The sequence below is a fragment of the Rhodococcus cercidiphylli genome (genome assembly GCF_033042225.1).
In the GTDB taxonomy this organism is placed as follows: Bacteria; Actinomycetota; Actinomycetes; order Mycobacteriales; family Mycobacteriaceae; genus Rhodococcoides.
Window position 1 is genome coordinate 314,641 of the sequence record NZ_JAWLKE010000003.1, and the last position, 13,410, is coordinate 328,050.

The window sequence follows — 13,410 nt, forward strand, 5'->3', positions numbered from 1 at the left end:
GTGCAGTAGGGAGTTCACAATGTCAGCATCGTTCGAAGCGAGGTACCGGATCGTTGGGCGGCGACTGCGTCGTTGATATCGTCGAGATCGACCCGGCCGTCGACCATCCGATCGAGGTCGAGACGTCCCGCTCTCCACAGGGAGATCAGTCGGGGGAGTTCTCGGCGCATGTCCGATGACCCGTAGAAGGAACCCACTAGTTGCTTCTCGTCATGGAAGAGTTCGAGGGCGCTGAATTCGACGAAGTCGGTAGGTTTGCCCGCTCCGACCACGACGACGCGTCCACCGCGACGGGCAGCGCGCCAAGCCGAGGCAATGGTCGACGATCTGGCGACCGCATCGATCACGACATCGAAGCCGGGCGAATCCATCAGTGCTGCAACGGGATTTTCGTCCGGGGAGTATGCGTGGGTTGCGCCCAGGTCGAGGGCCGCTGCGCGACGTGACTCCATGGGGTCCACGGCGACGAGGTCCGCAGCTCCGGCGATGCGGGCACCTTGAACAGCACTCAGACCTACGGCACCACAACCGATCACCAGTACGGCGTCCCCGGGCCGAACCTCTCCGGAGTTGACTGCTGCGCCGAATCCGGTGGGCACTGCGCATCCCAGGAGTGCAGCGAGCTCGAACGGGATGTCGGCGGGAAGGGGGAGAACAGCAGTTTCCGGCACGATGGTCTCTTCGGAGAACGTCCCGGTGCCCATTCCTGCCTGCACGGCGGTGCCGCCGATCTCGAATCCGGAAGCGGTGGTCTGCTCACTCGAACGTTTGCGGTTCGAGCAGATGTAGCTCTCGTGCCTGACGCAATGGAAGCATCTGCCGCAGGCAGGGACCCAGGTGATCAGTACTCGATCTCCGCGCGCAATCCCGCTGACTTCCGAACCGAGTTCGACGATCTCACCGGCACCTTCGTGGCCCAGCACCACGGGCATCGTTTGGCCGAAAGCACCGTCGGCCAGGGAGAGATCGGTCTGGCATACCCCCGCCGCGCGTACCCGTACCACCACTTCGCGCGGTCCGGGTGTTCGGCGGACGACGTCCGCGCGGACATCGAAGGCAGAACCGCTTTCCCAGACGACTGCAGCACGCATCGACATTCCTCAGTTCTGTGTTCGGTGGGCGAGGACGGCTTTGGTCTCGAGAAATTCCTCGACTCCGTATTGGCCCAACTCTCGACCCAATCCGGAGGCTTTGTAACCGCCGAACGGCGCTACAGGCGGGTGAGGGGACCGCACACCGTTGATGCGAACTTGTCCCGCTCGTATCCGACGGGCCAAGGCGGCGGCTCTGTCGGGATCGTTCGACCAGACTTCCGCGGACAATCCGTACGGTGTGTCGTTCGCAATGCGAATAGCGTCGTCGTCGCCGTGGTGCCCGAGGATGACCAGTACCGGGCCGAAGATTTCGTCGGTCACCACAGGATCGTCCTCGGCGACGGCACTGACAATCGCGGGCCGGACGTAGTACCCGGAGTCGTATCCGTCCGGCCGACCTCCACCGTGCACCGTCGCGCCTCGGTTTCTGGCACCGTCCAAGTAATCGAGGACTTTTTCGCGTTGCACGTCCGACGCGAGCGGACCCATCGTGGTGGTCCCATCGAGCGGGTCGCCGAGCACGTAGGCGTCGGCAGCAAGTGACGCGATGCCCACGGCTCGGTCCAAGGATTCCGCGGGGACGATGAGTCTGGTCGGCGCGTTGCACTTCTGACCAGAGTTGGTGAAACAATTCGCAACAGTGGTGCGGACCGAGGCTTCCAAGTCGGCGTCGTCGAGAACCACCGCCGGCGATTTACCGCCCAGTTCCAGGGTGGCTCGGGTGATCTGTTCACCTGCAACGCTTCCGATGTGTCGGCCGACGGCGAGCGATCCGGTGAATGACACCAGGTCGTACGCTTTCGACTGCACCATCAGCTCGCCGGTCGATGCACCACGGCCGGTGACAATATTGACCACTCCGGCGGGGATGCCCACGCCGTCACACAAACCGGCGAGAAAGAGGGCATTCAGCGGCGTGATTTCGGCAGGCTTGAGGACAATGGTACATCCGGTGACCAGCGCCGGAGCCAGCTTTGCGACCAGTTGATGCACCGGGAAATTCCACGGCGTTATGCCGAGGACGACGCCGACTGGTTCGCGCACGATGGTGCTGCCCGAGGCGTCGGTGTACTCCCAGCGTAGTTCCCTCCCGATCTGCGCCGTGCTTCGCAATACTTCGACAGGAAGTGAGACGAGCACACCGCGGGACTGACTCAGCGGCATCCCGATCTCGGTGGATGCCAGGACAGCCAGCTCGTCGCCGCGTTGCTCGATTGCGTCGGCGAGTCGGTCGAGTAGGTCGGCGCGTTCGGTCACAGGCGTAGCGCTCCACGTCGGCAAAGCTGCGCGGGCCGCGGCGAAAGCATCGTCGATGTCGCTCTGCTCAGCTTCCAGCACGTGAGCGATGACGACCTCGGTGGCGGGATTGATCACCGCGAGGGCCGTACGGTTCCCGGGCGTGGACCAGGCTCCATTTATGTAGAAACCGCTGGTAGCGATGGGCGCGGCGTCCTGTGTCGTTGTCACGTTGTCACACCCGGCCGAGCTCGACCGAGAGATCGGTCCAACCCCGGAAGATGTTGTGCTGCACCCGTCGTGGTGTACCAACGACATCGAACCGCAGGCGCCGCCGGGCGGCTTCGGCGAAGAACGACCGCACCTCTGCTCGGGCGAGGTGAGCACCGAGGCAGAAGTGGATTCCCCAGCCGAAGGTGAGGTGCTCGTTCGGCGATCGGTCGATGCGGAAGCTGTGCGGATCCTGGAATACCGCGGGGTCGCGATTGGCGGCGGAGAACCACAGAACGACCTTGTCGCCGGTGTCGATCTGCTTGTTGCCGTAGGTCACCGGTTCCAGTGCCGTGCGGCGCATCGCGGCGACTGGAGTGACCCAACGCAAGATTTCCTCGACCGTCGAGTTGAGAAGGGACGGGTCGGCGTAGAGCCGTTCGCGGGCGTCGGGGTTGCGGTCGAGCAGGATCGTGCCACCGGTGATTGCGTGACGCGCCGTTTCGTTTCCGGCTGCGACGAGCACGATGTAGTACGCGGCGAGTTCCTCCCACGTGAGTGGGCGACCGTCGATAGTTCCGTTGGCAAGCACACTAATGAGATCGGTCGTGGGTTCGCGTCGACGCAGCTCGGTCATCTTCTCGAAGTAGGACATGACCTCGTCCCGGGCCTCGGCAAGTGCAGCTTCGTCGACCCGGTCTTCCGGATCCGAGCTGGTCAAGCGGTTCGTCCAGTCCACCATCTTCGGCGCGTCTTCGGCCGGCACCCCGAGGACGCGGGAGAGCACCAACATGGGCAGACGCGCCGAGACCGTATGGACCATGTCGAACGTCCCCGTCGCCTGCTCAGCTTCGTCCAACAAGTAGGTGACGGCCTCGTCGATCACGGTCTGCCACTGCTTGATCTTGATCGCGCGCAAGTGAGGCACTGCGATCTTCCGCAATGCGGCGTGCTCGGGGTCGTCCATGTTGTGCAGACTGGCAAGCTTCCCCTCCACCTTCCGGTCGACGATCTGAGTTCCGTCCGCTGAAGACAGGCGTTCGTGGTCGTACGCCGCCGCCTTCACGTCGGCGTAGCCGGTCAATGCCCAGAACCCCGGTCCGCGTTCGGACGGCGGGTTCCAGTGCACTGGATCATGTGCGCGGAGCTCGTCCAGTAGTGGCATCTCGCGGTCTTCGCCGAAGATGGAGATGTCCATGAGGTCGAACGAAGGGTGTGCCTCTTGTGTGGTCACGTTGATCGCTTTCCGGCTGGTTTGTGGGGCTAGTCACACGCTACGAGTTCTGTTACGTTTCTGTCAACCAATTAAACGGTATGACCAAGGAGAGCTGTGAACGTCATTTCGCCGCCAGCCGATATCGCGACTTCCGTGCCCCCGGAGGCGATCTATGCCTTCGACCATGCCCACGGACTCGCGCACTCGGAGCTCGTCCAGCTTCTCGGGGGTAAAGGTGCCGGCCTGGCCGAGATGAGCACGACACTGGGAATGGACGTGCCGCCCGGGTTCACTATCTCGGTCCCGGTATGTCGGTCCTTTCTCGATGCCGGGTGGCCGAACTGGCTCGATGGAGCGCTCGAACAGTTCGTGCTCGACCTGAGTGAACGCATGGGCCGATCCCTGGGTGATCCGTTCGACCCGCTCCTCGTTGCCGTTCGTAGTGGCGCTCCCGTATCCATGCCGGGAATGCTCGACACCGTCCTCAACCTGGGACTCAACGATTCCACCGTCGATGGCCTGGCGACGATGTCAGGGAGCGCGGACTTCGCATGGGATAGCTATCGGCGATTCCTGACGATGTACGCGGTGACGGTCATGGGAGTCGACAACTCGGCTCTGACTACGAAGACGGCGTCGACGGCGGACGGCGACCTACGCGGGCACGTCGAAGCGATCAAGAGCGCCATTTCGGACCTTGCGGGGCGTTCGGTCCCGACCGATCCGATCGTGCAGTTGAAGGAGGCCATCGCAGCGGTCTTCGACTCGTGGAACAGTCCTCGCGCGCAGACGTACCGGGCCAAAGAGGGGATCGACGCAGATCTTGGGACCGCGGTCACGGTCCAGGCGATGGTATTCGGTAACCGCGGATCACGATCGGGCACGGGAGTGGTCTTCACCCGTGATCCGTCGACCGGGGCACCAGGATTGTACGGCGACTACCTTCCGAGGGCGCAGGGAGAGGACGTCGTCTCCGGGACCGCCCGGACACTTCCCGTCGCAGACCTCGAGTCTCTCGACCCCCAGGTCTACGAACAGCTGACCACAGCCTTGCGGGACCTCGAGATTCACTACCGCGATATGTGCGACGTCGAATTCACCGTCGAAGAAGGCAAGCTGTGGCTGTTGCAGACACGTCCGGGCAAACGAGGTGCAAGCGCTGCCGTTCGTATCGCCGCTGCCCTTGCGCAGGACACCGACATTCGTCTCACGCCCTCCGAGGTGCTCGAACGCGTCACCGTCGACATCCGAGAGCGTGCTCGTAAAGAAGCTCTCGCGCATGTGGCAGACGCGGCATCGGAACATACCGTGGTGACCCGCGGGCTCGGGGCATCCCCGGGCCGCGCCACCGGCCGCGTCGTCCTCACGAGCGAGGATGCGGCCGACGCAGAGGACGACGTCATTCTGGTGAGGCCCGAAACGAGTCCCGAGGACGTGGCAGGCATGGCAGCGTCTGTCGGGCTCCTCACCACGAAGGGTGGTCTCGTCAGCCACGCCGCGGTGGTGGCACGAGGGTGGGGTATACCGGCCGTCGTCGGAGCACACGACTTACGTTGCCAAGGAGAAGCTTTCGTTACACCAGGCGGCCAGATGATCCGGGCCGGAGACGTATTGACAATCGATGGCACAACAGGATGTGTGTGGCTCGGCACCCCCGAATCCCAGCCGGACGACACGAACACCGGCCTGATAGAGCGAGTCCTACCCGAATTGCTCGTGATCGACGAGTGGGCAACAAACTCCGAGAAGACAAGGAAGAATTCGATGAAAGTAGTCGTGGACCGTACCAAGTGCACTGCATTGGGCAACTGTGAAGCCATCGCGCCGGACTTCTTCGAAGTCGACGATGACGGCGATCTGACACTTCTGCGTGAGGACGTGACCGAGGCGGAGCGAACGGACGTCGAGGCAGCGATTGCTGCATGCCCCACAGCCGCGTTGCATCTGGCGCACGGATAGTGGACGCACCACGGCGTATCGTCATCGTCGGAGCATCACTTGCGGGCCTGCGCGCCGCCGAGACGGCGCGGGCAGCCGGGTACGACGGCACCCTCGTCCTGGTCGGAGCCGAGACGCATCTGCCCTACGACAGACCGCCTCTCTCCAAGGCATTCTTGGCGGGAGAAGGGCCGAGCGACGAACCGTTCTTCGACGGTGTCGACGCACTTGCGGATGGGCTCGACATCGAACTCGTTCTCGGACAACCGGCGTCGTACCTCGACACTCAATCCAGACAAGTCGGAGTAGGTGACACGGCGATTTCGTACGACGCGGTTCTTCTTGCCACGGGATCTACCGCTCGAAGGTTGAAGGGCACCGATCACCTCGCGGGCGTCGTGACATTGCGGACGCTCGACGATGCCCGCGCCATCGCCGCTGGTTTACGCGCGGGGAGCCGGACTGTGGTCATAGGAGGTGGTTTCATCGGTTCGGAGGTCGCGTCCGCCGCTCGCGACCACGGCTCTGCTGCGGTCATCGTCGAGGCGGCACCCGTCCCGCTCGTTCGGGCCGTAGGACAGATGGCGGGAGCATGGCTGAGCAGCCTGCACGGTCGGAACGGAACGCAGTTGATCTGCGGGACGGCGGTGGAATCGGTCATCGGCTCGGACCGTGTCGAGGGTGTGCGGCTCGCCGATGGTCGCGTCCTCGAGGCCGACATGGTCGTTGCGGGAATCGGTGCAGATCCCACAACAGGATGGTTGAAGGGGTCAGGTCTGACCCTCGACAACGGCGTTCGTTGCGATTCGACTCTTCGCGCTGGGGAGCACGAATGGGCAGCCGGTGACGTATCGCAGTGGTGGAGCGAGGATTTCGACAGGCATTTGCGCATCGAGCACTGGACGAATGCCGCAGAACAGGGCGCCAGAGCGATGCGCAACTTGCTCGACCCAGACAAGGCCGAGCCGTACCGCCACATCCCGTACTTCTGGTCGGACTGGTACGGACACCGGATTCAGCTCGTGGGCTTGCCCGTCGGAGATCCCACTGTCGTGACCGGCAGCGCAGACTCGGACAAGCTCGTGGCCCTTTACCGCGAGGGGAATCGTCTCGCGGGTGCCCTCGCGTTGAACAAGCGGTCCGACATCATGAAGTATCGCGCGTTGATCGCGCGTCGCGCCGACTACTCCGACGGACTCTCGCTCGCCGAGCAGAGGAACGCGAAGGCCTCTGGCACCTGACGGAACGCCCATCAGCTGATCGTGCCGTCCTTGCGCATCGATGCAATCTCTTCGGCCGTGAAACCCGCCTCGGAGAGCACACTCTCGGTGTGCTCCCCGAGGGTGGGGACAGCACCGTATCGGTACTTCTTACCGCGCTCTGTGATGACGTTCGCGAGCGTCTCGACCGGGCCTGCTGGCGAGTCGATGGTGACCCAGCGATCACGCTCGACGAACTGCGGGTGAGCAGCAACGGTCAGCGAGTCGTGCACGTTCGACCAGGCTATGTGTGCGCGATCCAACGCTGCGCCGACTTCCGCTGACGAAAGTGCTTCGAACGTCTTGCTCACGAGAGTCTCGACGGCGACTCTGTTCGTGGTGCGAGCGATGTTGGTAGCGAACGCCGGATCGTCGACCAGCTCGGGTCGACCGAGCACCGATGATGCGAAGCGAGACCATTCTCTGTCGTTCTGAATTCCCAGCATGATCGGGCCGTCCGTCGTCTGGAAAGCTCCATACGGAACTGCGAATGGATGCCCCATGCCGTGGCGGTCGGTCGGGTGCCCGGTGTATTGGGACTTGTAGACGTGGTTGGAAAAGGCATCCACCATCGAGTCGAGCATTGATATGTCGAAAATTGAACCTTCGCCGGTTCTTTCACGTTGGTAGAGCCCCGCGAGTGCAGCCGAGAACATGAACATTCCGGCAGCGACATCTGCAGCTGAGAATCCAGGTTTGGACATGGCGTCGGGCGTGCCGGTTGCCGCGGTGATTCCGGACTCCGCCTGAATGAGTGCGTCGTAGGCGCGTTTGTTCGAGAACGGCCCCGCGGTGCCATAGCCACTGTTCGAGACGACGATCAGTCGTGGGAATCGTTCGCCGAGCCCGTCGATAGGGAAGCCGAGTCGATCGAGAGCGCCCGGCGCGAGGTTCTGTAGCAGCACGTCCGCCGTCGTCAAAAGTGTGTCGAGCAAGCGCGAACCGTGTTCGGATCCCAGGTCGACGGCTACGGACTCCTTCCCGCGACTGGTCCACAGGAAGACACTCGACAGCGTCCCGTTGATGGCTTTGTCGTAGTTGCGTCCGAAGTCGCCGCCCTCGACGCGTTCGATTTTGATGACGCGCGCACCCAGGTCGGCGAGCTGTCGAGAAGCGTGGGGAGCAGCCACGGCGTGCTCGAGTGAGACCACCGTGACACCGTGGAGAGGCGGACGATCACCGTTCGCCATGCGCGCTCTATCGAACTTCTCGTGCACGAAAGGCGGCGGCGTAGTCGACGTACCATTGCAGGACGTCGAGATCGGCCACAGTTCCTCGGTTTACGGCACTTGCTTCGGCGACGCCCTGAATAAGCTTCTTGATGGGCACCTCCAGTCGCTTACCCGTGCGTGTCATCGGAACGGCGGGGGCCGAGAGGATGACATCGGGTACGTGGCGTGGCGATACCTCGGTGCGAATGGCTCTGTTGATCTTGTCGATCAGTTCCTCGTCGAGTACGAAGCCGGGGTTGGTGACCACGAACAGAGGCATGTGATAGCCGCCGCCGGCCAATTCAGCCCCGATGACGAGGCTCGCTGCCACCTCGGGCATCGCTTCGACAGCGTCGTAGATGTCGGCCGATCCCATCCGCACCCCGCCGCGGTTGATCGTGGAGTCGGAGCGGCCGTGTATCTGGCAACTTCCGTTGTCGGAGATGGTGATCCAGTCGCCGTGACGCCACACACCGGGGAAGGTGTCGAAATACGAATCACGGTAGCGGTGGCCGTCTGCGTCGTTCCAGAACCGAATGGGCATGGACGGCATCGGCGCGGTGATAACCATCTCGCCGACCTCGCCGACCACGGAAGTTCCGTCTTCGGACCAGGCCTCGACCCTGCACCCCAAGCAGGCACCCATGAGTTCGCCCGTTCGGACTTCTTGCAGCGGGTTGGCGCCGACGAAGGCGGTTGCGACATCCGTTCCGCCGCTGTCGGATCCGAGGAGGACGTCGCTGCTGACCGCGTCGTACACCCAGCGCCATGTGGAATCGGGCAGAGGCGATCCGGTGGTCATGATCGATCGAAGCCTCGACAGGTCGGAAGTTCTGCCCGGTTCGACGCCGGCCTTTTCGCAAAGAGTCAGATACGCGGCGCCGGTTCCGAAGCGGGTCACACCATGATCACCACACAGTCGCAGAACGTGGTCGGGTCCGCCGGCGGTCGGGCTGCCGTCGTAAACGACTATTGAGCATCCGGTGAACATACTGTCCACCAACATGTTCCACACGACCCACGCAGTGCTGGCGGCAATGAGGACTCGGTCCTCGGGTCCGAGGTCGTAAGCGAGCGCGTTGGCTTTCAGACTTTCCAGAACAATGCCGCCGTGAGAGTGAACGATGCCCTTGGGGAGCCCTGTGGTCCCGGAGCTGTACAGGACCCAGAGCGGATGCTCGAAGGGCAGCTGTTCGTACCGCGGTGCGGCGCTGCCTCGAGTCAGTGCATCGAAGTCCAGAACATCCTTGCCCAGTGAGGATTCGGGGTGGAGATGACGCACGGTGATCATGTGCTCGACAGTGGGCAGAGCTGCGCGGACGTCGGCGACGACATCGCTACGGTCAACCGATTTGCCGCCCCACACGTATCCGTCGACTCCGATCAGCACTTTCGGTTCGACCTGCGCAAACCGATCCACAAGTCCCTTCACTCCGAAATCGGGAGAACAGCACGACCAGATCGCCCCCAGGCTCGCAGTGGCGAGAAGCGCCACGACGCTCTCGGCGATGTTGGGGAGAATTGCCGCGACTCGGTCCCCGGGTCCGACACCCAAGTCGCGTAATCGTGACGCCAGGTTCGCCGACTTCTGTTCCAGCTCGGACCAGGTGGTGATGGTAGGGAACCCGGTCTCGGTCACGGCGATCACCGCCGCCGCAGTGGGAGCGGTCGATGCATGACGCAAAAGGTTCTCGGCCCAGTTCAGCCTCGCTCCGGGAAACCATTTCGCTCCGGGCATCCGCGCCTCGGCCAGAGCACACGTAGGTGCACTGGAATGCACCACGTCGAAGTACTGCCATATGGACATCCAGAACGAGTCGAGATCGGTCACGGACCAACTCCACAATTCGTCGTACGTGGTCGTGTCCACTTGTCGGTTCCTGCGGATCCATTGTTGGAAGTCCGCCATCCGAGATGCCTTCCTGCGTTCCGCGGACGGTGCCCACAAGGTCTCGGGTTCTTCGATCACGCGAACATCTCCTCTGTTCAGAACCAAACTCAATTGTCCTAGGATACATTTGGTCAGGCCAAAAAGGTAGATCGCAGGCCGTGACCGGTGCGCCGGTCGGACATTTACATCGACTCCTACGGAAGGTGACCTATGGCAGGCCTATGGTTCGACGAGTTGACTGTCGGGCAGACGTTCGAGCACGCGATTCGTCGAACGGTGACCGAGACGGACAACGTGCTGTTCACGGCCATGACACACAACCCCGCACAGTTGCACCTCGACGAGGAGTACATGAAGGGGACCGATTACGGACAGCGCATCGTCAACAGCGCCTTCACTTTGGGTCTCATGGTCGGAATCTCCGTCGGTGACACCACTTTGGGCACGGCGGTCGCGAATTTGGGTTGGGACGAAGTTCGGTTCCCAGCACCGTTGTTCCACGGTGACACCGTGCACGTCACCACCGAGGTGCTCGAACTGCGAGAGTCCAAGTCGCGCCCCGATCAGGGCATCGTCGTGTTCCTGCATCGTGCGTTCAACCAAGACGACGAACTGGTCGCGTCGTGCAAGCGCGCGGGTTTGCAGAAGAAAAAGCCACAGTGACCGTGCCGGCATCGGGGGTGGCCGCACCTCTTCGATCATTTCTGTTCGTACCGGGCGACAGCGACAAGAAGCTGGCCAAGGTCGTACACACGCCGGCCGATGCGCTGATTCTCGATCTCGAGGACGCAGTCAGCGACGGGCGTAAGCCTCTGGCCCGAGAGCTGGTGTCCCAGTTCCTGAGCGACATCGATACGGCGGGTGCCGGACCTCGATTGTGGGTTCGGATGAATCCCGTCGAGAGCGATCACGCGCTGCGCGATCTGGCTGCAGTGGTGGCAGGTAAGCCCGCTGGCATCATGGTGCCCAAGATCAACGGTCCCGATGATGTCGTCCGGGTGCACCACTATTTGGAGGCGCTCGAGGTCGAGAACGGGATCGAGTCGGGCACCATCGGGTTACTGCCCGTCGCGACCGAAACAGCGATTGCCCCGTTTCGTCTCGGCGAGTTCGCCGCTGCACGTGTGCCGCGACTGTATGGGCTGACCTGGGGTGCCGAGGACCTCAGCGCAGCGCTCGGTGCGTCGACGAATGTAGGTCCGACAGGGGAGTGGGCGCAGACGTATCAGCTTGTCAGGTCGATGACGTTGATGGGAGCACGCGCTGCGGGGGTGGAGGCGGTGGAGACCCTGTACGTGGACGTCCAGGACGACGAGGGCCTGGCGGTCACGTCCAGGCGCGCGCGAGGCGAGGGCTTCAGTGGCCGTATTGCTATTCATCCAGGTCAGGTCGACACGATCAATGCGGCATTCACTCCGTCGTCGGAGGAGGTGGACTTCGCGTCCCGTGTGGTCGACGCATTCTCGGGTGACGTCGGAACAGTCGCATTGGACGGCAAGATGCTCGACGCTCCCCACCTCGCTGCGGCGCATCGCGTTCTGGCTCTGGCCGAGGTGGTCCGTTCGACACGGTGATGCGCACCGTGTAGAGCACAGAGGTTGTGCTTTTTGGTCCAACCATTCTAATCTCAGACATCCGGGCAGCCAATGAAGGGTAGGCAACATGACAAGCGAGCGAACACTCGGTCACTACACCAGCGAGCAGATCGAGGATTTCTACTCCCGCGGTCTGTGGACCGACGAGAATTTCACCGAACTCGTTGCATCGCGTGCCGCCCGGCACTCAGCCAAGACCTTCGCCACCGACGGAACGAAGAGCGTGACGTTCTCGGAGCTGCACGACACCTCGCAACGTGTCGCATTGGGGTTGCACCGCAGGGGTTTACGAGCGGGTGACCGGGTCGCGGTGCAGTTGCCGAACTGGGTCGAGTTCGCTGTCGTAGCGGCCGCGATCGCTCGGATCGGTGCAGTGATGGTTCCCATTATGCCGATCTATCGCCTGGACGAGGTCTCACACGTCGTCGCCGACGCGGCCGTCAAGGCAGCTGTCGTCCCGGTCGAATTCAAGGGGTTCGAGTACGCGGCCATGTACGAGGAGATCCGGCGGACGTCCTCTACCTTGACGACCATCATCGCCGCGCGGCCAGTGGAAGGCGCGGCGCGGAGCCTCCAAGAGAGGGAGATCGACACGCTCGACGCAGTGGCCGTCACGGGCGTCGAGGATGCCGAAGTGTCCGCTGAGATCGGCCTCCGAGTGCACCCGGACGATCCCTTCGTCGTCGTGTACACCTCCGGTACTACGTCGCGCCCCAAGGGCTGTGTGCACACCTTCAACACCTACGCATCGGGGGCTCGCTCCCTGACCGAGGCTTTCGGGCATACCGAGAACGATGTTCAATTCGGTCCGTCCCCCGTCACCCACACCACGGGGCTGGTCACCAGCGTCCTCATCCCGCTGATGGCAGGTGCCTCGACGCACCTCATGGCCGAGTGGAGTCCCGAGCGTGGGTTGGCCGAAATCGAGAAGTTCAAGTGCACCTCGGCAGTGACGGCTACGACGTTCCTCCAGACCTTGTTGGCTGCCATGGCCCGGCATCCGGAAATTGATGTGTCGTCGATGAGAGTCTGGACGTGCGCGGGATCCCCCATCCCGGCGTCCGTGATCGAGAACGCCACGATGAAACTGCCTTCGGCATCGATCCTCTCGCTCTACGGGCGAAGCGAGAATCTGACCACCACGACATGCGGTGTGGACGACGATCCGTCCCGTGCGGTGACGTCCGACGGTGCCGCGCTTCCCGGGGCGGAGATCAAGATAGTGGACCTGGACGGACACGCGGTCGCCCGCGGTACCGAGGGCGATATCGCTTATCGCGGTCCGTCTCACATGCTGCAGTACCTCAACCGTCCCGCCGACACTGCGGAACTGTTCACCCATGAGGGGTTCTCGCGGTCGGGGGACCTCGGAATCATGGACCAGGACGGATTCGTGCGCGTGACCGGCCGCACCAAAGACATCGTGATTCGTGGCGGCATGAACATCAGCGTGCGCGAGATCGAGGACAAACTCGCTGCTCACCCTGGCATCGACGCTCTTGCCGTCGTTGGGATGCCGGACCAGGTCCTCGGTGAAAAGGTCTGCTGCTACGTCGTCCCGAAGGATGGCATGGCCGCACCGACCATCGAGGAATTACGGGGCTACCTCACCGACCGCGGTGTGGCGGTGCAAAAGACACCAGAGCGCGTCGAAACCGTGGAGGCCCTCCCGATGACTGCAACGGGCAAAATTCAAAAGCACCTCCTGCGTAAACGAATTGCCGATCAGATCGCGGACTCGCCAGCAGGTCGTGGCTGAG

At 62.8% G+C, this 13,410-nt stretch carries 10 protein-coding genes; 5 read left to right on the forward strand and 5 right to left on the reverse strand.

What is annotated here, in order from left to right; translation table 11 throughout:
- Nucleotides 1-14 precede the first annotated feature (14 nt).
- From R3P95_RS08565 to R3P95_RS08575, 3 genes are read right to left on the reverse strand one after another with little or no spacing between them, the layout of a single operon-like run.
- Complete coding sequence (locus R3P95_RS08565) at nt 15-1,091, reverse strand: alcohol dehydrogenase catalytic domain-containing protein (RefSeq protein WP_317548031.1); 1,077 nt, start codon at nt 1,089-1,091, stop codon at nt 15-17.
- Nucleotides 1,092-1,100: 9 nt separating this feature from the next.
- The gene (locus R3P95_RS08570; protein ID WP_317548032.1) at nt 1,101-2,561 is read right to left on the reverse strand and encodes an aldehyde dehydrogenase family protein; all 1,461 of its coding nucleotides are present in this window, start codon (nt 2,559-2,561) and stop codon (nt 1,101-1,103) included.
- A gap of 4 nt (nt 2,562-2,565) precedes the next feature.
- Nucleotides 2,566-3,774, reverse strand: coding sequence for a cytochrome P450 (locus R3P95_RS08575; RefSeq protein WP_317548033.1), 1,209 nt, complete (start codon nt 3,772-3,774; stop codon nt 2,566-2,568).
- Nucleotides 3,775-3,870: 96 nt separating this feature from the next.
- Here R3P95_RS08575 and R3P95_RS08580 point away from each other — a divergent pair, with 96 nt between their 5' ends.
- Together R3P95_RS08580 and R3P95_RS08585 are read left to right on the forward strand one after the other, a co-directional pair.
- Nucleotides 3,871-5,715 (forward strand): PEP/pyruvate-binding domain-containing protein, encoded by a 1,845-nt coding sequence (locus tag R3P95_RS08580; RefSeq protein WP_317548034.1) that lies wholly within the window; start codon nt 3,871-3,873, stop codon nt 5,713-5,715.
- On the forward strand, nt 5,679-6,935 hold the full coding sequence (locus R3P95_RS08585) for an NAD(P)/FAD-dependent oxidoreductase (RefSeq protein ID WP_394855396.1): 1,257 nt from the start codon (nt 5,679-5,681) through the stop codon (nt 6,933-6,935). The genes R3P95_RS08580 and R3P95_RS08585 overlap by 37 nt, the downstream gene beginning before the upstream one ends.
- An 11-nt stretch (nt 6,936-6,946) precedes the next feature.
- Here the strand turns inward: R3P95_RS08585 and R3P95_RS08590 are convergent, their stop codons facing one another.
- Both R3P95_RS08590 and R3P95_RS08595 read right to left on the reverse strand, forming a co-directional pair.
- On the reverse strand, nt 6,947-8,143 hold the full coding sequence (locus R3P95_RS08590) for a CaiB/BaiF CoA transferase family protein (RefSeq protein WP_317548036.1): 1,197 nt from the start codon (nt 8,141-8,143) through the stop codon (nt 6,947-6,949).
- Between the two features lie 7 nt (nt 8,144-8,150).
- Nucleotides 8,151-10,073 carry an acetoacetate--CoA ligase gene (locus R3P95_RS08595; protein WP_394855406.1) on the reverse strand — a complete coding sequence of 641 codons (1,923 nt, stop codon included), beginning with the start codon at nt 10,071-10,073 and terminating at the stop codon, nt 8,151-8,153.
- Between the two features lie 192 nt (nt 10,074-10,265).
- Between R3P95_RS08595 and R3P95_RS08600 the strand changes: the two genes are divergently transcribed.
- From R3P95_RS08600 to R3P95_RS08610, 3 genes are all read left to right on the forward strand, one after another.
- Nucleotides 10,266-10,718 (forward strand): MaoC family dehydratase, encoded by a 453-nt coding sequence (locus R3P95_RS08600; RefSeq protein ID WP_317548038.1) that lies wholly within the window; start codon nt 10,266-10,268, stop codon nt 10,716-10,718.
- A gap of 17 nt (nt 10,719-10,735) precedes the next feature.
- Nucleotides 10,736-11,629: an HpcH/HpaI aldolase/citrate lyase family protein gene (locus R3P95_RS08605; protein ID WP_317548287.1), complete on the forward strand. Its 894-nt coding sequence runs from the start codon at nt 10,736-10,738 to the stop codon at nt 11,627-11,629.
- A gap of 88 nt (nt 11,630-11,717) precedes the next feature.
- Complete coding sequence (locus R3P95_RS08610) at nt 11,718-13,409, forward strand: AMP-binding protein (protein ID WP_317548039.1); 1,692 nt, start codon at nt 11,718-11,720, stop codon at nt 13,407-13,409.
- Nucleotide 13,410 lies beyond the last annotated feature (1 nt).